We start from the raw sequence: 25,991 nt of genomic DNA on the forward strand, positions 1-25,991 counted from the left end.
ATGGCTCGTTATATTGGTCCAAAATGCAAACTCTCTCGCCGCGAAGGGACAGACCTGCAATTAAAATCTGGCGTTAAACCATTTGACGTCAAAACTAAAAAAGCTGCTAAAGCTCCTGGCCAACATGGCGGAGCGCGTGGTGGCAAACAATCTGAGTACTCACTACAATTACGTGAAAAACAAAAAGTACGTCGTATGTACGGTGTTTTAGAGCGTCAATTTAGTAATTACTATAAAGAAGCTGCTCGTGTGAAAGGCGCAACTGGTGAAAACTTGTTGAAACTGCTTGAAAGCCGTCTTGATAACGTCGTTTATCGCATGGGTTTTGGTTCTACACGTGCAGAAGCTCGTCAGCTTGTATCTCACCGCTCGATCACTTTGAATGGCCGTCGTGTTAACATCGCGTCTATCCAAGTTAAAGCTGGTGATGTAATTGCTGTGCATGAAGGTGCTAAACAACAATTGCGTATCAAAAACGCAGTTGAATTAGCTGCACAACGTGGTATTCCTTCTTGGATGGAAATTGACCATTCTAAGTTGGAAGGTACGTTTAAAGCTGCACCAGATCGTTCAGATTTACCTGCTGAAATCAACGAAAGCTTGATTGTAGAATTGTATTCTAAATAATCCTTGAGGTAGCAATATGACGCGTACTGCAAATGAGTTTCTAACTCCGCAAGCGATCAAGGTCGAAGCGGTTAGCGGGACCTCGGCAAAAGTTATTCTAGAACCCTTAGAGCGTGGCTTTGGTCATACTCTGGGCAATGCTTTACGTCGCATCCTTCTTTCTTCTTTGCCTGGCGCTGCTGTGGTTGAAGTTGAGATTGAAGGTGTCGAGCACGAGTACAGTACTTTGGAAGGCTTGCAGCAGGACATCGTCGAGCTCTTGCTGAACCTAAAAGGATTGTCTATTAAGCTGTTCGATCAAAATGAAGCTTATTTGACATTAGAGAAACAAGGTCCTGGCGACGTAACTGCCGCTGACCTTCGTTTACCTCATAATGTTGAAGTGGTTAACCCTGAACATTTGATCGGTACTTTAAGTGCTTCAGGCTCATTAAAAATGCGCTTGAAAGTTTCTCAAGGTCGTGGTTATGAAACTTCTGACTCGCGTTTCCCAGAAGGCGAAACTCGCCCTGTAGGTCGCTTACAGTTAGATGCTTCTTATAGCCCAATCAAACGTGTGTCTTACACAGTGGAAAACGCTCGTGTAGAACAACGTACAGACCTTGATAAATTGGTCATTGATCTTGAGACCAACGGTACAGTTGATCCTGAAGAAGCGATCCGCAAAGCGGCAACAATCTTGCAACAACAAATTGCAATTTTTGTTGACCTTCAGAAAGATCAAGCTCCTGTTGCTCAAGAACCTCGTGAAGAAGTTGATCCGATTTTGCTTCGTCCAGTAGATGATCTAGAGCTTACTGTTCGTTCTGCTAACTGTTTGAAAGCAGAAAACATTTACTACATTGGTGATCTTGTACAGCGCACTGAGGTTGAGTTACTCAAAACTCCTAACCTTGGTAAAAAATCGCTTACTGAGATCAAAGATGTTCTGGCTTCAAAAGGCTTACAACTCGGCATGCGTTTAGAGAACTGGCCACCAGCTAGTCTCCGTATGGACGATCGTTTCGCCTATCGTAGCCGTTAATTAAGTAGGACTATCACCATGCGTCATCGTAATAGTGGTGTGAAATTAGGCCGTACAAGCAGCCATCGTAAAGCGATGTTTCAAAACATGGCTAACTCTTTGTTTGAGCACGAGTTGATCAAAACAACTGTGCCTAAAGCAAAAGAGTTACGTCGTGTAGCTGAGCCTTTAATCACTTTAGCTAAAAACGATACTGTTGCAAACCGTCGCTTAGCGTTTGCTCGTACTCGTTCAGCAGCAACTGTTGGTAAATTATTTACCGTTCTTGGCCCTCGTTACAAAGAACGTAACGGCGGTTATCTACGTGTTCTTAAAGCGGGCTTCCGTGCAGGTGATGCTGCGCCGATGGCTTACGTTGAACTAGTAGATCGCGAAGTTAAATAATTTCGTAGAACTATTCAGTTGTTCTTAGAAAAAGACCAGTGTTTCACTGGTCTTTTTTTATGGGTTTTTGTTCGACAATCTTTGTATTTTGGCCTGTAGTGACATATTTTACGAAAGATCTGCTTAAACTTGACATTGTGTATTGTCAGTTTTATGGTTTAATAAGAACAGAATATAAGACAGGATAAAAACAACATGGATAAGCACGTCGATCTGCTCATTGTAGGTGCTGGTATTTCAGGCATTGGTCTTGCGGCACATTTAACCAAGCATTGTCCACAACGTTCGTTTGAAATTATTGAACGTCGTGACAGCGTTGGTGGAACATGGGATTTGTTTAAATACCCAGGTATTCGTTCTGATTCAGATATGTCGACCTTTGGTTTTAATTTTAAACCGTGGCAACAAGCCAGCGTTTTGGCAGATGGTTCTTCGATTAAGGGCTATTTGGCGGAAGTCATTGATGAACAGAAACTCAAAGAAAAAATTCATTTTAAGCATCGCGTACTCAGCGCCAATTATGATTCTGCTCAGAAAAAGTGGCAGGTAGTGATTGAGAATGCAAAAGGCAAAAAAGAAAACTGGATTGCAAATTTTGTGTTTGGCTGTACCGGCTATTATAACTACGACCAAGGCTACCAACCTGATTTTCCAAATAAAGAAGTATTTAAAGGCGAGTTTGTAAATCCACAGTTTTGGCCTGAAAAATTAGATTATACAGGTAAAAAAGTCGTCATTATTGGTAGTGGTGCGACAGCGATTACACTGGTGCCAGCAATGGCCAAAGGTGGGGCGGCGCATGTCACTATGCTACAACGCTCTCCAACTTATATTGCTTCGGTGCCATCGATCGATTTTGTATATGACAAAATGCGTAAAGTGTTGCCTGAAGATGTGGCGTATAAACTGACTCGCGCACGTAATATTGGGATGCAACGTGGGATTTATGCACTTGCGCAGAAGCAACCGAAATTACTCCGCCGACTGCTGCTCCAGTCGATTAAGATGCAGCTCAAAGGTAAAGTGGATATGAAACACTTCACCCCAGAATATAATCCTTGGGATCAACGTTTATGTGTGGTGCCAGACGGTGATTTATTTAAAATTCTTCGTTCAGGCCAAGCCAGTGTTGAAACAGATCAGATTGAACGCTTTACTGAAACGGGCCTTCAATTAAAGTCTGGCCAGTATTTAGAGGCCGATATTGTCGTCTCAGCCACAGGTCTAGAAATTCAAATCTTGGGTGGTATACAAGCAACGATTGATGGCAAACCGTTAGATACCTCTAAACATATGTTGTATCAGGGCGTGATGGTGAGTGATGTACCGAATATGGCGATGATTATTGGGTATATTAATGCGTCATGGACTTTGAAAGTGGATATTGCCGCTGAATATATATGTCGCTTACTCAACTATATGGATCAAAAGCAGTGGGCTGAAGTGATCCCGCAAGGGGATGCAACAGAGCTCATGGATGATACGGTCATGGGCAGTTTGAGTTCGGGTTATATTGCACGTGCTGCTAATGTAATGCCAAAACAGGGTAAACATGCACCATGGAAAGTCAGCAATAATTATCTTGCGGATCGTAAGACATTGAAAAGTGCTTCTTTTGAGGATGGAGTACTGAAATTTGCTAAACGTGATGCAGCATTGAACCAGAAACCTAAACTAGTTTCTTAAGCTGTGTAGTGGATTTAAAAGGAGCGTAATGCTCCTTTTTTTAAGGAAATGACTTTAGGGGGTTCTGTTTTTACTTTCTTAAACTGTTGGAGTGTTGGATGATTTTAAAAACTTAAAAGATAATGAATAGGGAATATTTTGAATATCTTAGAACAAAGTTACCAAGTCCCATTTGCATCAAATATGATTCATGCCAAAAAATGGCACACTGATGTAGTAGATCATGCATTAGCTCCGATTATTTTAATGCACGATTCATTAGGTTGTGTGGCTTTGTGGCGGGATTTTCCTGCTCAACTGGCACAAGCGACCGCGCGGGTGGTTTATGCCTATGATCGTTTAGGTTTTGGTTTATCCGATCCGAGTACGCAGCCCTTGGCACATAGTTTTGTCATCACTGAAGCAGAACAAACCTTTAAAGCTGTATTGGATTATTTTTCGATACAGAACTTTATCATCCTAGGGCATAGCGTGGGCGGGGGGATGTCTGTTGCGATTGCTGCGGCGTATCCAGAGCGTTGCCAAGGATTAATTTCAATCTCTGCACAGTATGCGGTTGAAGCACTGACACTAAAGGGGATAAGTGAAGCGAAAGTTGGCTTTCAACAAGCGGGACAAATGGAACGTTTGGAGAAATATCACCCTGAAAAGGCGCAGTGGGTACTTGATGCATGGACTGAAACATGGCTATCGCCCATTTTTCAAGATTGGAATTTGGCCAGAGTGATTGATGGTGTGTGTTGTCCAACGTTGGTTATTCATGGTGAACTGGATGAATATGGCAGTACGGCACAACCTCAGCAGATTTTTGAAGGGGTGTCTGGACAGGCTGAACTGCATATTTTAGAAGGTCTACATCATATGCCACATAAAGAGCAGCCAGAGTTGGTGGTTGCTTTGATTGCGGAGTTTCACCAAGCACATTGTTAAAACTAAAAGCCCATCGAAAGAGGGGCTTTTTGATCTTAGAGTGAACGGGAAATTAACTCTTTCATAATTTCATTGGTTCCTGCATAAATGCGATTGGCACGATTATCTAGATAAGCTCGTGCAATCGGGTATTCCAGCATATAACCATAGCCACCATGCAGTTGTAGACATTCATCGACAACTTTAGAAAACATCTCGGAAATTTTATATTTGGCTGCTGCAGCGGCATCAATCCCGAGACTCTCTTCCAGTTGCAATTGCATACAACGGTCAAGGTAAGCACGGCAAAAATCGATTTCTGTGCGTAACTCTGCCAGTTTAAAGCGAGTATTTTGAAAGCTTGAAATTGTTTTTCCAAAAGCTTTACGCTCTTTGGTGTATTGAACAGTATGCGCAAGTGCTGCTTCTGCACCTGCTTGACAGATAATGGCCACCAACATGCGCTCCCAAGCCAGTTCTTTCATCAGCATCATAAAGCCCATGCCTTCCATACCGAGCAAGTTTTCTTTGGGCACGCGTACATGATCAAAAAACAATTCGCAGGTGTCTTGTCCTTTCATTCCAATTTTATTGAGAGGTTTACCTTTACTGAAGCCTGCACGATCAGCTTCAACGATGATTAAAGAGAGATTGGCTGAACCTTTTTCGTTATTGCCTGTCTTACAGACCACAATCGCCATATCGCAGAGATAGCCATTGGTAATGAAGATTTTAGAGCCATTGATAATGTAGTCATCCCCGTCTAAAACAGCTGTTGTTCGTACCGCTTGCAAGTCTGAGCCTGTGCCAGGTTCAGTCATCGCAATGGCTGTTACGGTTTCACCCGAAGCCATCCGCGTTAACCAATAGTGTTTTTGTGCTTCACTACCAAAGTTATTGATATAGTTCGCGACAATGTCAGAGTGTAGTGAAAACCCTGTCGAGGAATCCATGGCATAGGCTTGTTCCTCAATCAAAATCATACTGTACAAGCGGTCTACACCCGAGCCACCATAAGCCTCAGGCATAGTGGCACACAGTAGTCCCATGGCACCTGCTTTATTCCATAGTTCACGATCGACATGTTGTTGTTGTTCATATTTTTCAATATTCGGAACGACTTCTTTGGCGTAAAACTTTCGAACAGTTTCTCGAAATGCCTCATGTTCAGCATTAAATAAGTTACGCGGCAGCATATTGTGTAACGGGCGAATTGCGCCTGATTGCATGGAAGCTCATCCTGATGTTGTTATTTTGCTAAGAGATTAGTGAAAAGCAGGACATGCGACAATGGACTGAATGCTCAAATCTATTTGATTTTTTGATGAGTTTTGCCAGTTGTTAAAATTACGACATTTAACTAGTGGCGAGGGCGGTGTGATCGGTTAAACTAAGCCGTTTCAATTAATTTGGGGAATGTAATGACTGAAGAAATGAGCCTAGAGGAACGTAAAGTAATCTACCGTGCACGTCGTGGTTTAAAAGAAATTGATGTGTACTTTGACCCTTATGTGAAAAATTATTATCTTCAGGCGGATCCTGCGGAAAAGGCCATGTTTGCGGCCTTGGTTGAACAGGAAGATCCAGATTTGCTGGATTGGTTTATGGAAGTCTCTGAGCCGCCACGCCCTGAAATGAAAACCTTGATTCAAAAATTAAAGCATTATGTACACGGATAAGTGCAATGGAACATCGTCATTTTCAACTTAAACCCAGTCGTTTGGCTTATGTGTTTCAGTTGTCGATTTATGCCGTTCTGATGCTGGTCTTGTATCAGCTACTTCCTTTAGGACTGTGGCTGATCGCTTTGGTAGCAGGCTTTGTGCTGTATTTGTTTTTTCTACGTGGGCCGCAACATTTGCAGCTTCAGCATTTAGACGGCCGTGATTGGTCTTTGTCACTTCAGAAACAAACCAATGTGCAACGAGTACAAATCAGCCATATTGTGGATCATCGTGCTTATATTGTGATTTATTTTCAACACTTTAGAGCAAAACCGATGTTGGTTTGGTGTGATCAGTTACCCATCACGCAGTGGAAAGCCCTGAAAATACTCACTAAAATGCAATAATTGTTGGACAATTTTAACTTTCACGATTTATTTAATTTATTGAAAAATAACAATTATAAATATATATCATCTTAGTTTGTCTGACATATCTGAAGAAACTGATATGCTTTTTAGGATTGTCAGACAACTTTCCTACAGATTTTTGATCTTAAAATGTACATTCAAATCACCAACAGCAAACAAGGAAAATCGTATGATGATCCCAACTTGGATGTTTCTAGTGGTAGCAATTGTGTTAGCGATTGTTATAGGACGATTAGGAACTGTGCTGAAGGAACGATTTGCACCAAACAAAGCCTAGCTAGGCTTCCCAGTTGATAAGTAGCATGTGCCGAACCGTCGCTATGCTACTTTTTTTTGCCTAAAAAAAAGTTGAGGCGTCATTTTAGTCAATTTTCCGCTTTTTATTTCATGGCAGAGTAGTGGTCTGATTTAGAGTAAATACTCTTTTCTTCGGAAAATGCTTCTGCTATGTTTGTCAGCATGGACACATACAATTATACAAATAGAGGACAGGAAAATGTCGCAAGTCCAAAAAATAGGCCAGGGTGTGGCTGTTGTAGCGCTTACGAGTTTATTATTTTCGGGTTGTTCACAAGTGGTTAAAACAGGTGCCAATGTTGCGCTTGGGTTTAGTGAAAAACATATAGTACCGCCTATTTTAGCCATGGAAGACGCTGAGATGGTGTGTAACTCAGGCAATGCTTTGACTCCAGCGATTATGTCGACCAAAGACATGGGGGCAGATCCAACCCGTGTGGCGGTTCTACTTTATTCAGCATCGGGTATTTGTGCGGAAAATCAGGCACTTGAGGCTGAGTTACGTTATTTGCGTGCCTCGAAAGCAGGCAATGTCTCTGAAGCACAGGATGCTCGAATTGAACAAAAGCGTTGGGCGGCGACTGCAGCACAACGCCAATATACTGGTTATCAACTTTTTCAAAACCGCTGGGAAAAGAAATATAAGAAACCATTGGGTGAAGGCTGTCCAAAAATGAACAGCGATTTGGATCAAACTGTGTATCTGCTGGGAATGTTGAGTGGGCTACAAGCCATGACCAATGATATTAACTCTGGTGGCGCAGTCAATGTTCCTAAAGACATTGCCGCTATTGTTGAACGTGGGATGGTATGTCTAGACAATGAAAAGTTTTGGGGTGCGCCGAATGCAACACGTGCGGTGATTTGGACCTTATTGCCAGGTGCGGGTGAAGGTAAACCTGATCCATATCAGACCTTGAAACAATCGATGCAAATTGGGGAGCAAAAAGGGGTTCGTTTATCTCATGCAATGTATGCTATAGCGGCTCAAGCCAGTGGTGACGATGCCAAGATTCGTGATGCATTGAAAAGTTATGCGGCTTCTTATAGTGATGAAAAACAGAGCAATCCACAATTTAAACTGATTGATAGTATGGCCTCGAGTATGGTTCAAGGGATTTCGGATCGTTATTGGACTGAACATACTGGGACACGAACTGGGGATGGTGGTATGGCGCATTTCTGGGATGAAAAAGAAGACCGTTCTGAGCTAGATGAGTTGTTTAGTGAAAGTTAACCAATTTTAAACTGAGCCGAAGGGCAGAAAAAATAACAATAAATAAATGAGCAACACGATAAGGACATGTGATGCATGATCAATTTCTGAATCGAAAAATCATTTTGATTGCGTTTGTCGTGTCGATCTCGGCATGCCTACAGATTTTTAAAGATCAATTTATTTATTGGCGAGTGGATATTTTTCCTGAAATTTGGCGCTTGTGGACAGCGCACTGGGTGCATGTGGGATGGATCCATTTTGCACTCAATATGCTGGCTTTTATGTGTTTGCCTTTTATTTTTCCACGGGCTCGTGTCTGGCATTTTGTGGCGTTATTGCTGATTTTACCGCCGTTGATTAGTCTCAGTTTTTATTATTTTCTGGCGGATATTGAAGCCTATGCAGGGCTGTCTGGTGTGTTGCATGGGATGTTTACTGCCATAGCCATTGTCCATTTGCTATACCGTAAAGAACGGATGTTTGCGAGTTTGGTGTTGTTTCTTATTTTAGGCAAATTGATTTGGGAAAATACCTTTGGCGAGAGTACTACGGCCGAACTGATCGGGAGTCCAGTTTTGGTCGAAGCACATTTATTGGGCGTGATCTGGGGAAGTGTGATTGCAGCTTTGTATTTAATCGGGGTAAATCTATTTGATGAATAGAGGATTGACCTAAATTCTAAAAAGAAAATCCAGATTGTCATATTCAAAAATATAAATTTGATGCAAAGATAAACAAAACAAAAATCTAAAGGCATAGAGAAAGGACAAGCTCGAGCCGACTAAAACGACAGGTTCTACGGTGTATTGCGCTGGACAGAACGGTAATAAAAATAGGAAACAACATGCAGAATCATGGACAGCGCAGATCAGGACTCGATCTGCTGAAGTATATATGGACCGAGTGGATTTCTACTTTTGTCATTCTGATTTTACTGTTACTTACGCTATTAATTGGTACAGGTGAAATGATCCATGGCCAATTGCTACGTATGGGCGAGCGCTTATATGGCAATCCAGCCACAGGTATGCAGTATTCTTTTTTAAGGGCAGAGCCAGCCAAGCCAGAGTGTAATCGTCAGCCGAATGTGGATGCTTTGGTCAAAACCCAAATGCAAGCCAACGCTGCAGATGAGTTCGCCGACTTCTTTGGTACGGCTTCGGAAGCGGATGTGCGTGCGTCCATCTTGGCGGGTGTGCAGCAGTGTGAAGAAAAGTATCAGTTTTATGATAAAGCCATGCAACATATGGAGGCACACCCAAGTATTCGTGCCTATCGTAATTTTGAAACCACTTTTTTTGGTATTTTTAAATTCGGAACAGAAAATCGCGCCATTCTATTAATTTTTATGGTGGTTTTAGCTGCGATTAGCGCGACCTTAAAAATCCATCATATTGGTTTGCGTGGCCCTGCAACCAAGCTGGATTATCGTGTTTATAGTCTCCTGATGACACTGGGTAATGGTTTATTAACTTACTCGAGCATTAGCCAATTTAACTCAGTGAAAGACTCGGGTGTGCCGATGAATGGCGAAACCCAGCTGATTTATTGGCTGTGGATGGTTTTATTTGGCGTACTGACATTGATAAGTGTGTGGCAGCTGTTTAGCCCACCGAAAGAGGCCAAAGCTGGCGGGCGTCTAGGCTTTGCTTTTCTGAGTGTTCCTCTGTATGCCTACATGGCGGTGATTACGGGTGTGGCATTTATCTTCTTCATGGACTATCCCATGGGGCAAGGGATTTACTTGGGACAGTTGGTTGAATTCTCCAGTATTTTCCTGAATTTAGCCCTATTTATTTGGGCGGGTATGTTGTTGAAACAAACCCGTGTCGTGGATCTGTTCTTAAATATTTTGCGTCCATGGAATTTGGCGCCTGAAACTTTAACTTGGTTGATTTTAATCGCTGCGGCTTTACCGACCGCATATACGGGTGCATCAGGGATCTTTGTGATTGCAGCAGGGGCGATTATTTATAAAGAAGTCTGGAATGCAGGTGGACGTCGTCAGTTTGCTTTGGCTGCAACGGCAATGTCAGGTTCGCTGGGTGTAGTTTTGCGTCCATGCTTATTGATTGTAGTAGTGGCATCCTTAAATAAAGAAGTCACGACGGATCTGCTTTATCAATATGGTGTTTATACTTTCCTACTGACATCAACACTGTTTTTAGTGGTTTCACTCTTCTTTGCAGAGAGTAAATTCCGCATCGCGGCACCGAGTTTGGCCGCACCGAAATCAGGGCGTGCTTTCTTAGCAGTTGTGCCTTATATCGTGATTTTTGTCCTCACGTGGATGTTCTATAAATTCTTATTAGACACTGACCTAAATGAATTTACTGCACCCGTGATGATGCCTGTGATTTTATTGATGATCGTGTTGTTTGATAAATTACGTCATCAGCCTGCGCCTTTGCCTGCTGTGGGGCATTGGGATGAGACACTCAGCGCAAATTATAGCTCGGGTGGTGAACCTGCATTGGCTGGGGCTCAAGTTGCCCATGCAGAATACCGTGAAGGGCTACATGGTAATGCCGCAGATGATGGACAAGTGGTGAATCATGGGGTGGTTCAATCTAGTTCCATGGACGTGTTACGCCAAGTCGGTTTTTGGAAGTCGATGCATATCTCGACCAGTGAAACCGTTGGGCACATTGGTGCTTTGGTCATTTTAATGGCACTGTCGGTGAGCGTGGGCGGATTGCTTGAACGTACGGAGGTAATGAGTTTCTTCCCGACTGATATTAGCAGTACGTTTTTGGTCATTACTCTGATTTTGGGATTGATGGTCTTTGTTGGGATGATTATGGATCCGTTTGGCGCCGTGATCTTGATTTCTGCGACGGTTGCACCTGTGGCCTATCAATATGGTATTCATCCTGTCCATTTTTGGATGATCACCTTGATTGGCTTTGAGTTGGGCTATGTGACACCACCTGTGGCCCTTAATCACCTTTTAGCAAGACAATCCATTGGTGATGCCGAGGTAAATGAGGCCGATGAGGAAGTGCGTCATTTATCTTTCTATTATCGTTATGAACGTTGGATTTTACCTTTGATCGTGTTGTTCCCAGCGATGCTGATCATTGCTTATGTTCCATACTTCTTTAAGTTATTTGGCTGGTATCACTAAGTTGTGAACTTGAGTTAGACCATAAATAAGCATCTTCGGATGCTTTTTTTAATGCTTTAGCTTTATTGACGATGCTGGTCAGGAAAATGGTTTCTTTGCAGCGACTACCACTCAAATCAAAACAAAGTACAAGGATATTGCTAAGCGTCCCATCTTAAAAAATCAGCCCGCACTTAAGCTCAATGAAAAGAATCAATCGATCCATAAAGTCCCTCTAAAAGAAACCCTTTGCATGTCTAGGAGGGGGCATAACGAATGCAATGTCATTCATGGAACTAGGTGGGCAAGAATGATGAGTTGTGTAATGGCTTTGCGCTGATTGAATAGGTGGGTGAAGCAGCAGGGCAAAAAAAGACGTTAGCGTATCAGTCGATAAGCTAACGTCTTTAAAAATAACAACCGTATTTTACCGAGCAGCCAATTGGGCTTCTAACAGTTTAATTTGTTCTTCTTTGAGTTTTACCAGCTCATCGGCATCTTTGTGCTGTGCTTGCAAGCTCTTTTCCTGTTCCTTCAACTGGCTTTGAATATCGTCCAGTTTCGCCACTTCTTCTTTGGCAAGTGAGGCATTTTCAGGTACAGGTGCTTTTAAAATATCTTCTTCGACCAATTTAATGGTGTTGTCAGCCATGGCGGTCGAAACTGCTTTTTCAGCTTCTGGAAGCGTCTTCACGGTCGGTTGGATCAACTCCGCTTGGTGCATCGGTGTTATAGGCTCTTGTGCAGCAAACAACCACTGATAAAGTGCGAAAATCGCAATGATTGCGACCAAACCTGCTGTAATACCCCAGAGTAATTTAGGGTTGTTGTGTTGTACGGACGACATTCGATTCAACCTTTATTCTTTGGATTGACGTGGTTTAAATTGAATGACCCCAACCTCGTCAGGGATAGCAGGGATCTGAGGCTTGTCTACATGAGTTGGACGATTCTCAGAATAACCACAGTCGATACATTCAATCCATTCATCGTCATTCGAGGTAAGCATAACAACTCGATCCATCGCCTGACATTTAGGACATTTTGCACCTGCAATGAAACGACGTTTAATAGTCATTAGACTTACCTTCTGAACAATTTAGGCGCCTAGTTTACTCACTTTTTTAGCGGTTCGTCCAACCTTGATGACGAAGTAAAGCATCTATTTTTGGCTCGCGTCCACGGAAATTGATAAATGCATCAAGCGCTGTATCTTTTCCGCCAACTGCTAGAATAAACTGACGAAATTCTTTTCCAGTGACAGTATTAAAAATCCCTTCATTTTCGAAACGATCGAAGGCATCACTGGCCAAAACTTCCGCCCATTTATAAGAATAATAACCTGCTGCATAGCCGCCTGCGAAAATATGACTGAAGCTATGTTGGAAGCGGTTATAAGATGTGGTTTCTAAAACAGCATATTGTGCACGGATCTCATTTAAGGTGGCTTGGATCTGATCTGCTTTCAAAGCAGGGGCTGCTTTATGAATGCTGAGATCGAATAGGGCAAACTCAATTTGACGTAAACTTTGCATGCCAGATTGGAAGAAACGCGCGTCCAGCAAGGCTTTGAGTAGACTTTCTGGTAAGGTTTCTTGGGTGTCAATATGTGCACTGAGCAGGTCTAAGCTTTCAGTATCCCATGCCCAAAATTCCATGAATTGACTTGGCAACTCCACCGCATCCCATGCCACGCCGTGTGTCCCCGCAACTGCAATATTGTCGACTTCTGTCAACATATGATGTAAACCATGTCCAAATTCATGGAACAAGGTGATCACTTCATCATGAGTCAGCAACGCTGCTTGATCCCCCACAGGTGGCGTAAAGTTACACACCATATAGCAAATCGGTTTTTGTAGGCCTTGCGTTGTTTTGGTGCGAGAGCGGAAACCACTCATCCATGCGCCACCACGTTTGCCCTGACGCGCATAGAGGTCAAAGTAGAATCCACCGACCACTGCACCTTGATCTTCTAGTTCAAAATAGCGTGCATCTGAGTGCCAAACTGGGGCTTCACGCTCCACAATTTGAATCCCATAAAGACGATTCACAATGCTAAATAAGCCCTGCAAAATCTTGGGTGCAGGGAAGTAGGGCTTGAGTGCTTCTTGAGATAAATTGAACTGCTGGACTTTCAATTTTTCCGAATAATACGTGCTGTCCCACGGTTTTAAATCCTCAATGCCATCTTCAGCAGCAATAGCTTTCAGCTCCGCCACTTCTTTGAGCGCAGGGGCACGTGAATGTTCAGCTAAATCACGTAAGAATTGATCCACCGTTGCTACATTTGGTGCCATTTTGCTGGCCAATGAAAGCTCGGCGTAGTTGTTGAAACCTAACAGTGCAGCCATTTCCTGACGCAGGCTTAAGATTTCTTCCATCGCCGCGGTGTTATCAAACTCAGCGTGTTCAGACTGATCAGATGCACGTGTGGTATAGGCACGATACAGTTCTTCGCGTAAAGGACGGTTTTCCGCGTAGGTCATAATTGCCAGATACGATGGGAAGTCTAAAGTGGCAACGGGTTGATCAAGTTCGCGCTGCTGACCATATTGTTTTAACAGCTCAATACTGCTTTGTGGTAAGCCTGCCAGTTCGTGTTCCGCTAAAGGTTTGAAATAGGCTTGGGTGGCATCCAGAACATGGTTGGAAAAGTCGGACGATAGTTGTGATAAACGTGCGGAGATTTCTGCATAACGTTTTTTGGCTTCACCTTCTAAAGCCACCCCAGACAGTTTGAAGTCGCGCAGTGCAAGTTTAATCGCACTTTGTTGGGCTTCAGGGAGGTGATCAAATTGCGCAGCATCATGAATGTGTTGATAGGTTTGATACAGCGCTGTGTGTTGACCTAACTCGGTATAGTATTCACTTAAGCTTGGTAATAGTGACTGGTACACCTCACGAGTTTCAGCATTGTTCATGACCGCATTGAGGTGGGACAGCACGCCCCATGCTTCACTCATATTATTTTCTAAATGATCGACTTGTTCTAAGACCGCAAGCTGTCCCTGAATTGATTCAGGGACTTCGCTCAGGTCTTTTAAAAAACTTTGGCCCTGTTGAATTGCCTGTTCGATCTGCTGTTGGAGTTGTACTAAGGTGATTTGATCAAACTGTGGAACAGGCAAGGTTGCTTTTTCTAATGTCATGCGTTTAAGCCAAATTAAATGTTCAGTTATCACTAGATGTAAGGGTGATGCCGTGGGAAATCAAGTTTTAATTGGTTTTGATGTTTTGCGCTGCTTGAAATTCAGCCCATGATGGGTAGTGCTGATCAATGCGTGAGGGCTGATAAAGCACTTTGGCAAAGTTACGGGTCATGCATTCAGTGGCTAAGATTTCACCGCTTTTATATTTTTCTTTGCGGTGTCGCCAAATTTCGTTTTGTCGGTAGTAGTCCGTCCCGATTTTTAGGAAGGCATGCTGTTGTTCAAATACATGGTAGACATAGCCTAAATCGGCGGAGCAACGCAGTTCACCTTCTAAACATTTCTCACTAAACCACAGCCGAATTTGAAAGCTATGCGGGGTGGGGTTGTAAATTTGATAATCAATATAGTTATAAAAAATTGCAGCGCCACTACCAAATGGAAGTACACGACCATGATCTGGAAAAGGGTCAAAGGAGTGCTGTGAACGCTGTACCACTTGCAATGGGCTATGCAAGACAAGCCAGTGAATGAGATTGGCAATTTGGCAAATACCGCCGCCAATACCACCGCGTGCTTGACCAAAGCTGAGTTCCATTCCCTCAACATAGCCTTTTTGAGCTGTTGGTTGTCCTACCAACTGACAAAAAGAAAAAGTCTGTTGTGGGTGGATTAAAATCCCAGAAATACACGGACTGGCAATTTTGAGATTGATGACTTTATTGTGTTGCCAGTGCTGATCGATGTCGCCTAATTTACGAAACAGAACGGACTGATGCTTTTTGACGCGAAAAGCCAAAGGAGCGTTAGAAAATGAATGTGCGTAGTCTTTCCCATCTGTTTTCCATTGCCAATAGCGCATCATACGTCGGCTACGCGTGGCCATGAAGTAAAGCAAGGGATGATATTGGCTGATGGGTTTGCTTAAAAATAAACGCAAAAAATTCATGTTGGCCCTATGAAAAAAGGTGCTAGGACACATTAAGCCCTAGCACCTTTTTCATCATTTACTCAGTTTTCGCTTTTGCGTTTGATTTTTTCTTTTTAAGTTTAGCCTTTTTCTTCACTTTATCTTTAACCTTTGTTTCAGACTTTGATGAAGATTTTTTACCAGGCTTTTTGCTGTAGGAGCTAGGTTGGGATTTATCTTTTTTGCGTCGTATGGGCTGGTCTCCGCTGTTACTGGGAGAGGCGTTTGTCGACTCGCTGAAGACTTCTTCTTTACTTTCGCTTCGTGCTGTTTTGGCTTTACCAACACGGGGTGCTCGACTACGTATGGGCCGACCACCATGTGAGAGTTGCTGCAATAATTCAAAATCAATTTTGCGGTCTTCTAAATTCACTGCTGCAACTTTGATTTTCACTTCATCGCCCAAGCTAAAGCTTTGACCACGTGCTTGCCCAATCAAGCTCTGACTTGGTTGGTCATAGACAAAGTAATCATCGCCCAGTTGGCTGACATGGATCATGCCGTCAACATATAAGTCTTTGAGTGTCACAAACAGACCAAATTCTGCTACTGCAGAAATGGTGCCGACAAACTCTTCACCCAAATGCTGCTGCATATAATGACATTTCAACCATGTGGTGACAGAGCGAGATGCTTCATCTGCACGACGTTCAGTCGCTGAGAAATGTTGACCAGCATCATCTAGCGCAGCCCCTGAAAGAGGTGCCGGTTTATGTTTTAACTTGGCTTTAATGGCACGGTGTAATAACAAGTCTGGGTAACGACGAATTGGAGAAGTGAAGTGCGTATAGGCTTCATATGCCAAACCAAAGTGACCTGCGTTATTCGCGCCGTAGTAGGCTTGCATCATCGAACGTAACAGCACGGCATGGATACTTGGGGCATCAATACGGTCTTTGGTTGCATCAATCACGGCTTGGTAGTCTTTCTGAGTCGGCTGTTCTGGGAACGGTAGACCGAGCAGTTTGACAAAGTCGCGTACTTTTTGAATACGTGAAAACTCAGGTGGTTCATGAATACGGTATAACATTGGCACATCATGTTGTAGCGCATATTCAGCCGCTGCCACGTTTGCCAACAACATACATTCTTCAATCAGTTTATGCGCATCATTACGCGTACGCGGTAAAATTTCCTTAATGCCGCCCAGCTCATCAAAGGTCATGTAAGTTTCAACAGTTTCAAATTCCATGGCATGACGTTCAGCACGTAAACCTTTGAGGACTTGATAGAGTTGGAACAGGGTGTTCAAGGATTTGCGAACATCACGGTCTTCAGGAATGGCACTGCTGTCGCCGTCAAAGTATTGGGCAACATTGGTATAGGTTAAACGTGCTTTTGAGTGCATCACAGATGGGTAGAACTCAAACTTGGTGACCCGACCTGCACGTGACAGGTTTAAATCACAGACCATACATAGACGGTCTACATGCGGATTGAGTGAACATAAGCCATTCGAAAGAGCTTCAGGCAACATCGGTAAAACAAAGTGCGGGAAATACACCGATGTACCCCGTTCTTGAGCTTCATCATCCAGTGGTTTGCCAGAACGGACATAGTGACTCACATCTGCAATCGCCACCACCACACGATAACCGCCACCTGGACGTTTTTCTGCATAGACCGCGTCATCGAAGTCGCGTGCATCTTCACCATCAATAGTGACTAAGGCTAAATCACGTAGGTCAATACGACCTTCACGGTCTTGCGCTGACGGCTCTTTAAAGCTCTCTGCTTCTTTTATGACTTCTTCTGGGAACTCATACGGCAAACCAAACTCTAAAATGGTTTGCGGAATAATAATTTCAGTATCGGCCTTGTCTGCCATCGATTGCACAATATGACCTGTCGCCAACTCATCTTTGGTTGGGTAGTCATCAATTGCGACACGAACCGAATCGCCCACTTTGACTTGTGCGTGTTCGATTAACTCTTTTTCTAAAGTAATCGGTTGGTGCGCATTCGGATTTGCTGGTTGAATAAAGTATTCACCATCATGTATTGATACTTTACCAATGATTTGCTTCACACGATGTTGCACTACCTCGGTAATAAAGCCCCAAGCTTTACCTTTGCGGTCTACTGAGGTTTGACGCACTTTAACACGGTCACCATTAAATACTTGGCGTAGTTCACGTTCAGGCAGAAGTAAGTCTTCATGACCTGCAATATTGGCCGTGCCAAAGCCTTTACTATTGATGTAAACCGTTGCTTCATGTTCAGGTTGCTCTTCGGCAATTTGAAATTTGAAGCCATCTTTCATCAGTTGACCATCACGAACCATCGCAATTAAGCGATGGCTGAGCGCTTCAATGCTTTTTTGGTCTGCAATTTCAAAAATTTCGACCAAGTCCGCATGCGATAAAGCCGTCTTTTTTTCTTCGATGGTTTCTAAAATGAGCGTGCGGCTCGGAATAGGGTTGTCATAACGTTCAGCTTCAGCTTTTGCTTCAGGATCGACCCAATTTTTCATAATGTCTTTGGCTGTATGTCAGTAGATAGGATTAGCATAAGTCATGCGAAGACAGACTGCACGCAAATGATTGCAATATTGTGTTTTATGTCGGCAATTTAGAATATCTGCTGTTTTATTCAACATGCAGATCTAGATAAAAGAATAAATTTAGCTGAATCCGCCCTAAATTGTTTAAAAAGTATTTAATTGAACAGAAATATGCAAAAAATTGAGTGTCTGTGCTTGCAGTGCTAGCATGAAGTTTGTATTATGGCCGCACGTTACGGTGAGATGGGTGAGTGGCTGAAACCACATCCCTGCTAAGGATGCGTACGGGTAACTGTACCGAGGGTTCGAATCCCTCTCTCACCGCCAACTTTACTTATGTCGCGCTCATAGCTCAGCTGGATAGAGCACTTGGCTACGAACTAAGGGGTCGGGAGTTCGAATCTCTCTGAGCGCACCAATAAGTAAACTGTATGTAACGTATCGCCTGAATTGGCACACAAGTAATGCGCTCATAGCTCAGCTGGATAGAGCACTTGGCTACGAACTAAGGGGTCGGGAGTTCGAATCTCTCTGAGCGCACCAACTTGAACAATTAACCGCACATGTTGCGGTTTTTTTGTGTCCGTAAAAATGAAGTGTTTCGCTTGAGAAAGTGATTTATCAAGAAAGATTCGATATAAATAAAGCGCTATTCTTGCGTGATTCCCCAGCTATTTTCATATGCAACGATCAATATGTTGGTTTATGCAGCGTTTTATACCCACTATGCTTAATAACTGGGCAGTTGATCGGCTTTTATGAAAATAAGACTTAACAAAAAATAAGATTCACGTATAATTCACCCCATCAAGACGTCGCGCTCATAGCTCAGCTGGATAGAGCACTTGGCTACGAACTAAGGGGTCGGGAGTTCGAATCTCTCTGAGCGCACCAATTTGATAAATATTGAAAAAACCGCACATGTTGCGGTTTTTTTTGTGCCTGCACTTTCTGTTCAGTAGAAATCCATAGCAGGGATGGATTTTTTGCCGTAGTTATTCAGTTGTTTCTTACATCTTAGTTTTATCATGCGGTTCTGATATCGGTATGGCCTCGGCTTGAGTGGATCGCCGCTAATCAACATCGATCTGCTAAAGTCCTAAAAAAATGACCGATTGTGTTGTAGTATTGAGCACAATATTTTTAGCTATTTGATATGACCCTATGTCAGAGAACAAGCCTGCATTATCGACACGTTATTTCCTCACTTTAGAAGAGTCCCAAGATGGTTTTGCCTTAGCGACCTTTGGTAAAAAGCAAATGACGCGTTTTATCACGCCGTTGATTAGTGTCGGGATTATTGTGTGGGGCTTTATGCTCGGCTTTTCAGGCGTCGGTCGCTACTATGTGGCATTGGGTATATTTTTCTTGGTTTTACAAATTCTCATGCGCTATTGGTTTCTGCCGATGATGTTTAAGCGCCAATTTGTGAAATATCAGTTTGGTAAAAGTGAGCAAGGCATCGATTTATACCAAGATTATGCGGAAATTTATGCCAATGGTCGCAAGCAAGTGGTCCATTATAATGAAGTGCAAAAGTTTGCCAGTGGCAAGTTGACCTATATGCTTGAGCTGAAAAACCGTACTGTGGTGATTGTGCCTAAGCGTGCGTTGGCCGATAGTGCGGATCAAGCAAAATTTGAAAATACTTTCAAAAAATAAACATTTTGCTCCATAACACCATCAACAAATCAGAGGAAGATCATGAGTACACGTCCATCTAAAATTGTCTGTGTCGGTCGTAGTTATGCAGACCATGCCAAAGAATTAGGCAATGCGATTCCTGATCGTCCGGTTTTATTTATTAAACCACCGAGCAGTTTGCTCAGTTTAGATGCGGGCATCTCTTGGAATCCTGCATGGGGCAGCTGCCACTATGAATGTGAACTGGTTTTACGCATTGACCATCGCCTAAGCAAAGCAACCGATCCAGCTCAAGCCCTGCAAGCAGTGGGGGCTGTGACTTTAGGTTTGGACTTAACCTTGCGTGACTTGCAAGATGACTTGAAAACCAAAGGCCAGCCTTGGGAACGTGCTAAAGCCTTTGATGGTTCGTGTGTACTGGCAGACTGGGTTGCTGTTTCCGATGTGGTACAGGACTGGGATGATGTGCATTACAGTTTTCATGTCAATGATGAGCTGCGCCAAGCGGGCAACACTGCACACTTAATTTTTGACATTGGTACCTTGTTGGCCGACATTAGCCAAGTCTTTACTTTGGAAGCAGGCGATGTGGTCATGACAGGCACACCTGCTGGGGTCGCTGCATTACAGGCGGGTGAGCAGTTGAAAATGACCCTAAAAGGCAAAAAACAAGACTATTCTTGGAATACCTTTGTTAAAGCTTAATTTACAGGCTTTCAAACCCCATCATTCAAAAAGATCACTTCGGTGATTTTTTTTAGCGTTATTGGTGGCTATGGTACAGTTTACGGAACTGATCGGGGATATATACCATCCAGCGTTTAAACATATTAATAAAGGCCGATGCATTGGCATAGCCCAAATCCAGCGCGATACTTTCGACCTTTTTTCCCTCTGTCAGCATGCTCATGGCTTTCATGACTTTTAAGCGCTGTCGCCATTCATTCAAGGACATGCCAAGTTCTTTTTGACTATAACGTGCGAGTGTGCGTTCAGTCATATTGTGCTGTACCGCCAGTTGTTGCAAAGAACTGTTGTCCGCAGGGTGCAGATGTAAAAAATCTAAAATACTTTTCAGGGTCGGGTGTTCAGAGTGCGGTAAATAGCTACTGACCAATTCTGCATGGTGTAATTGATCAAGCAAGACATAGAGTAAGCGCATGTGTTCAGGTGCATCATCTGGCAGGCTGTGTTGTCTCAAATGCTTAAATAGTGCCGTGACCAAAGGTGAGCTGAGCATAATACCGGCTTGTTGAGGCAGATGAGTGCATAAGCTTTCATGGATATACAAGGTACCATGCGAAACATCGGTACGATTTAAGCTACTATGGGCTACATTGGGTGGAAGCCAAATGCCATAAGGTGGCGGGGTAAGGTAGTCAATCTGGTTGATATTCACTTCCATCACACCATTAAAGGCGTATACAAATTCGCCCCATGCATGTCCATGCACGGGATAAACCGACTGCGCGGGATCTTCGCGAAAGCTGATCCATAATAATTTATCAATATGATCATTGGTCGGTAATTGTTTGAGTTGCGCGCTCTTTTTTTGTTGTCGTTGGGGCATGGCTGAAATTGCCTGAATAAGAAGATCTCTTGTCTGTTTTAAATTATATGTTTTATTTCAGACAAATCTATAGTGAGCTTTGATCTTTTTCAGTGGAGCAGGTCGTGAGTAGTCGTCAAGCGCTGGACAGTAAAGCTTCAGGGATTATGTTTGGGCTGTGTATTTTGTGGGGATTACAACAAGTGGTGTTAAAGCTTGCTGCCCCCGATATTTCTGCAGTGATGCAAATTGCACTTCGCTCAGGTCTCTCTGCGTTGATGGTTTACCCCATGATCAAGCTAGCAAAGGGCACATCTTTATGGGGGCGAGACTACTTACCCGCAGGAGTTTTAGTCGGGCTTTTATTTGCAGCTGAATTTTTTCTGGTCGCGCAAGCTTTACGTTTTACCTCCGCGGCGCATACCGTGGTTTTGCTGTATACCGCACCTATTTTTGTAGCATTGGGTCTGCACTGGAAATTACCCTCTGAACGTTTATCGCTCATTCAGTGGTTGGGCATTGCATGTGCATTTTTCGGGATTCTGATTGCATTTTTATTTCGTCCTGCATCTTCACAAGCGGCTGCAAGTTCTGCACTTTGGGGTGATGTTTTAGCACTCTTAGCAGGGGTGTTGTGGGCAGCCACGACCATTGCAGTTAGGCTGACGAAACTAGCAGAGGCACCTGCCACCCAAACTTTGTTTTATCAGCTCTTTATCGCATTTTTAGTGTTATTGCCTGTGGCTTTCTTCATGGGACAAGCGACGATTCACTGGTCTGTATTATCTCTTACAAGTTTGCTTTTCCATACCGTTGTCGTGTCATTTGCCAGTTATTTGATTTGGTTTTGGCTGTTGAAAAAATACTTGGCATCCCAGTTGGGGGTCTTTTCTTTTTTGACCCCAATCTTTGGGATGTGTTTTGGTGTGATATTACTCAATGAGCAGCTGGAACTCAACTTTTTGGTGGGAACATGTTTTGTGTTGATGGGGGTGATGGTGGTGAGTTTGCATCACAAAATTAAGCAGTATGTACAGGCCTTTAAAATGGCTTTGCAGTAAATACTGGGTAGGCTCGAATCTATCTCAATTCAGGGTGAAGGTTGAACTTAAATTGATTTGAGTTAGCGGATAAAAAAACGTGTCATAGACACGTTTTTTTTTATAGAAGGCTTAAGATTTATCATCAAAAATTGTAGACAGCGGAATGGCGAGTTTAGCCGCCAAGTAATCATCCGATTCTACTAACGCTGGGCCAATTTTCTGCATCCAGACATCATCAGGATGGACATTACCCAAATCTTTACGCTTTGGTAAAGGGTAAGGAAGTTTGCTGTAAAAACTCCAAAAATCGACTTGAGATAAATTACGTACCAGCACATATTGGTTGTCATCGGTACGTTTGACTAAGTTTTGCTGTTCAAGCATAAACACGTAACTCGGCCAACGCCCCAATTCATCTCGCCCTAATACATCTAAAGCTTCATCATCAGAGACACTGAGTCCTTGCTGTTGCTTTTTATAAAACAGCTCCAGCAAATCTAGTAGCATAATGACAGGGTGTCGTTTTTGCTCTTTATGGGAGGTAAATGCGGTCAGTGCATAACTAATTTCGACCCCAATCAGGACAATATTCCAAGACAGAAAAATCCATAACAGGAAAATTGGAATCGCGGCAAATGCACCATAGATAATTTCATAACTGGTAAAGTTCGACATAACGAAGCCGAATAAGTTTTTTAGGAGTTCAAACACGACGGCACTAAATAAACCTGCAATCAAAGCGGATTTCATTGGGACACTGCGGTTTGGAATGGTCCAATTCAGAATAAAAAAGCCGACGACAGTTAAGCAGAATGAAATTAGCCACAGGACAAATGCGCCATTAAGCTCATAGCCTGCAAAATTATTACTCAGAACGTTGAGGGAAGCCATTGTCGACGAAATAACAAAGGCACTACCAAGTAGAATGGGGCCTAAAGAAATAATGGTCCAATAGCGCATAAAGCCAATAATGCCGCCGCGGGTTTCACGAACGCGCCAAATTCGGTTAAAGACTGTTTCAATACTGGTTAGCATCATGACGGTGGTGACGAATAAAAATAAGATCCCAATAATGGTTAAATTACTGGATTTATCGGTAAACGCATTTAAGGCCTTATCAAAAGCAATCGTGGTTTTCGGTAAAAAATTACTATAGATCAGTTGTTGTAATTGCTGCCGTGCAGGTTCAAGTGCTTTGATTGAGGAAATGATCACCAAAAAAACGGTTAGCATCGGAACGACGGCAAATAAGGTGGTATAGGTCAGTGAACCTGCTTGTTCACGACATCGATCGGCCTCAAAGCGTCGCAGTACAAATAAAACGAACTGAAACCAAGTTTTCTCATAGAAAGGAAGTTTTCTTAAGTACTGTTCTAACATAGGCAAAGTATCTCTTTTGTTTTCTTCATCTTTTCTACATTTTTCACCCTAAGCTTAACCAAAAAATAGGAAAAATACCGTATAGTTTTATTTTTTCTGTTACCGAACTCTATTCATGCAAACCTATGTTTTAGTTTTATATTACAGCAAATACGGCAGTACCCGTGAAATGGCGCATCTGATTGCAAATGGAATTGAAGCCAGTGGTGTTGCAGTTAAAATTCGAACGGTGCCAAATATTGCGGCTGTGGTGAAGGAAGCAGAGCCGAGTATTCCTGCAGAAGGCGATATTTATTGTAGTTTAGCGGACTTGGAAAACTGTGCGGGTTTGGCGCTAGGCTCACCCACTCGCTTTGGTAACATGGCTTCTGAAATGAAATATTTCCTCGATCAAACCACCAGTCTTTGGCTCAATGGAGCTTTGCATGGCAAGCCGGCTTGTGTGTTTACCTCATCAGGTTCGATGCATGGTGGCCAAGAAAGTACTTTATTGACCATGCTGCCACCATTGTTTCATCATGGCATGATGATTTTAGGATTGAACAATGCCATTCCCGCATTGTCACATACTAAAACAGGTGGAACACCTTATGGCGCTAGCCATGTCAGCGGGCCTCGACATGATCAGCGCTTAAGCCAAGATGAAAAAGTGCTGTGCGAAGCTCAAGGTAAGCGTCTTGGGGAAGTTGTGAAGAAACTACAAGCCTAGAATATTTAGACATGAAAAAAGCCCATCAATGATGGGCTTCTTATTATTGGGCTGGCTTCAGATGCTGTTCTTTGAACTTTGTACCGCACTTGAGACATTTATAGTCAAGAAATACATTTTTATCGACAATCACACCCGCTTTTTTACCAAAACGATGTCCTAAAAAACCACCTGTCACACCAATACTGACTGCACCGACAAAAGTGCCAATGGTACCACCCATAATCACCCCAAGAGGTCCAGCCGCTGCACCGATCGCCGCACCAATAGAGGCTCCAGATGCTGCACCACCGACGGTACCAGCAGTTGCACCTGCCGAACTGAGCAATACGCCCCCAATTTTAGTCAGTTGTTGCTCGTGATTGCGTTTTTCAACATCACTAGAGCCACATTTTGGGCAGAGAATTGTATTTTCCATAGTCTATTGGCCTATTGGGATACCAGTGATTGAAGCTGGCAGCCGTTTTACGGTGTGGATGACACGTTGCGCAAAACAACCGTGTTTTGCGCTTGAATTTGAAAGATCTAAACAACTGAATCTAGAGTAAATCTTAGTTGAACTTGCAGCAATAATATTTATTAAACTTGTAATTTTCTTGAGTAGTTTATGCTGTGTTTTTAAATATGGTTTAGTTGGCAAAGTGAATTCGGTTTCTTCCTGCTTGCTTGGCACAGTACAAGGCTTTATCTGCACGTTTAAAGACATCCTCTGCATCTGCGTCATGTTTGCCGACTTCAGCAACCCCTATACTGACTGTGAAACACAGCACTTCTTGCTCATAATGCACTTCCATGGCTTCAATCGTTGAACAAATGCGTTTAAAGACCCGCATGGCTTCATCACCCAAGCAGGCGGGTAAAATAATCGCAAACTCCTCACCACCGATACGGGCTAAAAAGTCTTCGTCACGCAGTACGCTGCGGATTTTTTTGGTCATCTTTTTCAGCACATGGTCACCTGCGGTATGCCCATAACAGTCATTCAGCTGTTTAAAGTGATCAATATCTAAGATACCTATCGTAAATGGCACGCGAGTATGGCTGAAGTGCTACATGGTTTGATTACTTTCTTGCAGAAATACTCGACGATTAAAGGTTGCTGTGAGTTCATCTGTAGATGTTAAGACCGCCATTTCTTGCACTTGTAAATGCAGTTTAATATTTAAAGCTAACCATGTGGCGAGGCCCTATAAAAGAATCGCTTGTTGTAGGGTGTAGTGATATTTACGTTGATCTGCCACATTTAAGGTGCCAATACACACGCCATTGTGAATCATAGGCGCATCCATACAGGTGCCCATGCCATGCTCGGAAAGCATTTTACAATCCAGCTCATCCGACTGAGCGAGGTCATCGCAAATGATCAGTTGAGACTGAGCAAAGACTCGTCCGACAAAAGTCTGCTCAATCGGAATTTTAAAATCCATCAGAATCGCATGATTGCCTGAGATCGAATACAGCTTGAGATATTCTTCAGTATCTTGCAGGGTAATACTGGCCCGATCCGCATCAAACACGTGAGAAATCCAGTAAGCAATGGTATCTAAAACAGCTTGTAAGGAGTCTGCTTTACTCAAGTCGTGAATGAAGTCTACAGGGAGTTGAATGGAGTGTACGCCATCAAATCCAGATAATTGGCTTGGGGTAAATGATCGTTCAGTTAATTGTTTCTTATTTATCATTCAATACGGTAT

24 protein-coding genes, 4 tRNA genes and 2 pseudogenes are annotated in these 25,991 nt (G+C 43.1%); 19 read left to right on the forward strand and 11 right to left on the reverse strand.

The features are described from left to right. The 5 genes from rpsD (at window position 1) to AC5EUN_RS01380 (ending at window position 4,651) form a co-directional block, all read left to right on the forward strand. Window positions 1-627, forward strand: coding sequence for a 30S ribosomal protein S4 (rpsD, locus tag AC5EUN_RS01360; protein ID WP_004691294.1), 627 nt, complete (start codon window positions 1-3; stop codon window positions 625-627). A gap of 16 nt (window positions 628-643) precedes the next feature. After that, on the forward strand, window positions 644-1,651 hold the full coding sequence (locus tag AC5EUN_RS01365) for a DNA-directed RNA polymerase subunit alpha (RefSeq protein ID WP_004691292.1): 1,008 nt from the start codon (window positions 644-646) through the stop codon (window positions 1,649-1,651). Window positions 1,652-1,669: 18 nt separating this feature from the next. Next, entirely contained in the window at window positions 1,670-2,035 is a 366-nt protein-coding gene (gene rplQ / locus AC5EUN_RS01370) for a 50S ribosomal protein L17 (RefSeq protein ID WP_004691290.1), read from the forward strand. A gap of 195 nt (window positions 2,036-2,230) precedes the next feature. After that, window positions 2,231-3,721, forward strand: coding sequence for a flavin-containing monooxygenase (locus AC5EUN_RS01375; protein WP_159151613.1), 1,491 nt, complete (start codon window positions 2,231-2,233; stop codon window positions 3,719-3,721). Between the two features lie 138 nt (window positions 3,722-3,859). After that, window positions 3,860-4,651 carry an alpha/beta fold hydrolase gene (locus AC5EUN_RS01380; RefSeq protein WP_078426171.1) on the forward strand — a complete coding sequence of 264 codons (792 nt, stop codon included), beginning with the start codon at window positions 3,860-3,862 and terminating at the stop codon, window positions 4,649-4,651. A 35-nt stretch (window positions 4,652-4,686) separates the two neighbouring features. On the opposite strand, the gene AC5EUN_RS01385 is transcribed toward AC5EUN_RS01380, so the two are convergent. Next, window positions 4,687-5,859 carry an acyl-CoA dehydrogenase family protein gene (locus AC5EUN_RS01385; RefSeq protein WP_159151614.1) on the reverse strand — a complete coding sequence of 391 codons (1,173 nt, stop codon included), beginning with the start codon at window positions 5,857-5,859 and terminating at the stop codon, window positions 4,687-4,689. 192 nt (window positions 5,860-6,051) lie between these two features. Between AC5EUN_RS01385 and AC5EUN_RS01390 the strand changes: the two genes are divergently transcribed. From AC5EUN_RS01390 to AC5EUN_RS01415, 6 genes and pseudogenes are all read left to right on the forward strand, one after another. Next, window positions 6,052-6,309: an FAD assembly factor SdhE gene (locus tag AC5EUN_RS01390; RefSeq protein WP_004977895.1), complete on the forward strand. Its 258-nt coding sequence runs from the start codon at window positions 6,052-6,054 to the stop codon at window positions 6,307-6,309. 5 nt (window positions 6,310-6,314) lie between these two features. Then, a complete protein-coding gene (locus AC5EUN_RS01395) occupies window positions 6,315-6,701 on the forward strand; it encodes a protein YgfX (RefSeq protein ID WP_114836536.1) in 387 nt (128 codons plus the stop codon). A 520-nt stretch (window positions 6,702-7,221) separates the two neighbouring features. Next, window positions 7,222-8,259, forward strand: coding sequence for a hypothetical protein (locus AC5EUN_RS01400; RefSeq protein WP_131230657.1), 1,038 nt, complete (start codon window positions 7,222-7,224; stop codon window positions 8,257-8,259). Between the two features lie 71 nt (window positions 8,260-8,330). Further along, a complete protein-coding gene (rrtA, locus tag AC5EUN_RS01405) occupies window positions 8,331-8,903 on the forward strand; it encodes a rhombosortase (protein ID WP_159151615.1) in 573 nt (190 codons plus the stop codon). Between the two features lie 182 nt (window positions 8,904-9,085). Further along, a pseudogene (locus AC5EUN_RS01410) lies at window positions 9,086-10,688 on the forward strand (TRAP transporter large permease subunit); the annotation flags it as partial. Window positions 10,689-10,828: 140 nt separating this feature from the next. Continuing rightward, window positions 10,829-11,368 (forward strand): annotated as a pseudogene (locus AC5EUN_RS01415) (TRAP transporter large permease subunit); the annotation flags it as partial. Between the two features lie 406 nt (window positions 11,369-11,774). Here AC5EUN_RS01415 and AC5EUN_RS01420 read toward each other — a convergent pair. From AC5EUN_RS01420 to rnr, 5 genes are read right to left on the reverse strand one after another with little or no spacing between them, the layout of a single operon-like run. Continuing rightward, window positions 11,775-12,194, reverse strand: a complete 420-nt coding sequence (locus AC5EUN_RS01420; RefSeq protein WP_131230652.1) for a hypothetical protein — start codon at window positions 12,192-12,194, stop codon at window positions 11,775-11,777. Window positions 12,195-12,206: 12 nt separating this feature from the next. Next, window positions 12,207-12,419, reverse strand: a complete 213-nt coding sequence (locus tag AC5EUN_RS01425; RefSeq protein ID WP_171503108.1) for a YheV family putative zinc ribbon protein — start codon at window positions 12,417-12,419, stop codon at window positions 12,207-12,209. Between the two features lie 52 nt (window positions 12,420-12,471). Then, window positions 12,472-14,514 carry a M3 family metallopeptidase gene (locus AC5EUN_RS01430; protein ID WP_171503109.1) on the reverse strand — a complete coding sequence of 681 codons (2,043 nt, stop codon included), beginning with the start codon at window positions 14,512-14,514 and terminating at the stop codon, window positions 12,472-12,474. 52 nt (window positions 14,515-14,566) lie between these two features. Then, complete coding sequence (locus AC5EUN_RS01435) at window positions 14,567-15,448, reverse strand: VanW family protein (RefSeq protein ID WP_159151617.1); 882 nt, start codon at window positions 15,446-15,448, stop codon at window positions 14,567-14,569. A 58-nt stretch (window positions 15,449-15,506) separates the two neighbouring features. Continuing rightward, window positions 15,507-17,945 (reverse strand): ribonuclease R, encoded by a 2,439-nt coding sequence (gene rnr / locus AC5EUN_RS01440; protein WP_216070741.1) that lies wholly within the window; start codon window positions 17,943-17,945, stop codon window positions 15,507-15,509. 264 nt (window positions 17,946-18,209) lie between these two features. On the opposite strand from rnr, the gene AC5EUN_RS01445 reads away from it, so the two are divergent. The 6 genes from AC5EUN_RS01445 (at window position 18,210) to AC5EUN_RS01470 (ending at window position 20,321) form a co-directional block, all read left to right on the forward strand. Beyond that, window positions 18,210-18,299, forward strand: a tRNA-Ser gene (locus AC5EUN_RS01445). 14 nt (window positions 18,300-18,313) lie between these two features. Further along, window positions 18,314-18,390: transfer RNA gene (locus AC5EUN_RS01450), tRNA-Arg, on the forward strand. A gap of 48 nt (window positions 18,391-18,438) precedes the next feature. Further along, window positions 18,439-18,515: transfer RNA gene (locus tag AC5EUN_RS01455), tRNA-Arg, on the forward strand. A gap of 274 nt (window positions 18,516-18,789) precedes the next feature. After that, window positions 18,790-18,866: transfer RNA gene (locus tag AC5EUN_RS01460), tRNA-Arg, on the forward strand. Between the two features lie 270 nt (window positions 18,867-19,136). Then, window positions 19,137-19,634 (forward strand): YcxB family protein, encoded by a 498-nt coding sequence (locus AC5EUN_RS01465; RefSeq protein WP_004691260.1) that lies wholly within the window; start codon window positions 19,137-19,139, stop codon window positions 19,632-19,634. Window positions 19,635-19,676: 42 nt separating this feature from the next. Beyond that, entirely contained in the window at window positions 19,677-20,321 is a 645-nt protein-coding gene (locus tag AC5EUN_RS01470; protein WP_131230646.1) for a fumarylacetoacetate hydrolase family protein, read from the forward strand. A 58-nt stretch (window positions 20,322-20,379) separates the two neighbouring features. On the opposite strand, the gene AC5EUN_RS01475 is transcribed toward AC5EUN_RS01470, so the two are convergent. Beyond that, window positions 20,380-21,186 carry an AraC family transcriptional regulator gene (locus AC5EUN_RS01475; RefSeq protein WP_131230644.1) on the reverse strand — a complete coding sequence of 269 codons (807 nt, stop codon included), beginning with the start codon at window positions 21,184-21,186 and terminating at the stop codon, window positions 20,380-20,382. Window positions 21,187-21,290: 104 nt separating this feature from the next. Here AC5EUN_RS01475 and AC5EUN_RS01480 point away from each other — a divergent pair, with 104 nt between their 5' ends. Continuing rightward, window positions 21,291-22,226 (forward strand): DMT family transporter, encoded by a 936-nt coding sequence (locus AC5EUN_RS01480; RefSeq protein ID WP_493352156.1) that lies wholly within the window; start codon window positions 21,291-21,293, stop codon window positions 22,224-22,226. 111 nt (window positions 22,227-22,337) lie between these two features. On the opposite strand, the gene AC5EUN_RS01485 is transcribed toward AC5EUN_RS01480, so the two are convergent. Beyond that, window positions 22,338-23,588 (reverse strand): YihY family inner membrane protein, encoded by a 1,251-nt coding sequence (locus AC5EUN_RS01485; RefSeq protein ID WP_131230640.1) that lies wholly within the window; start codon window positions 23,586-23,588, stop codon window positions 22,338-22,340. A 115-nt stretch (window positions 23,589-23,703) separates the two neighbouring features. Here AC5EUN_RS01485 and wrbA point away from each other — a divergent pair, with 115 nt between their 5' ends. After that, the gene (gene wrbA, locus AC5EUN_RS01490; RefSeq protein ID WP_125274120.1) at window positions 23,704-24,297 is read left to right on the forward strand and encodes an NAD(P)H:quinone oxidoreductase; all 594 of its coding nucleotides are present in this window, start codon (window positions 23,704-23,706) and stop codon (window positions 24,295-24,297) included. A gap of 43 nt (window positions 24,298-24,340) precedes the next feature. Here the strand turns inward: wrbA and AC5EUN_RS01495 are convergent, their stop codons facing one another. The 3 genes from AC5EUN_RS01495 to AC5EUN_RS01505 form a co-directional block, all read right to left on the reverse strand. Further along, entirely contained in the window at window positions 24,341-24,715 is a 375-nt protein-coding gene (locus AC5EUN_RS01495) for a hypothetical protein (protein ID WP_004691247.1), read from the reverse strand. Window positions 24,716-24,926: 211 nt separating this feature from the next. Continuing rightward, the gene (locus tag AC5EUN_RS01500) at window positions 24,927-25,328 is read right to left on the reverse strand and encodes a GGDEF domain-containing protein (RefSeq protein ID WP_227518538.1); all 402 of its coding nucleotides are present in this window, start codon (window positions 25,326-25,328) and stop codon (window positions 24,927-24,929) included. Window positions 25,329-25,484: 156 nt separating this feature from the next. Next, complete coding sequence (locus tag AC5EUN_RS01505; RefSeq protein ID WP_227518665.1) at window positions 25,485-25,979, reverse strand: GAF domain-containing protein; 495 nt, start codon at window positions 25,977-25,979, stop codon at window positions 25,485-25,487. Between the last annotated feature and the right edge of the window lie 12 nt (window positions 25,980-25,991).

The sequence above is a fragment of the Acinetobacter sp. CAU_H_S170_2 genome (assembly GCF_058890445.1).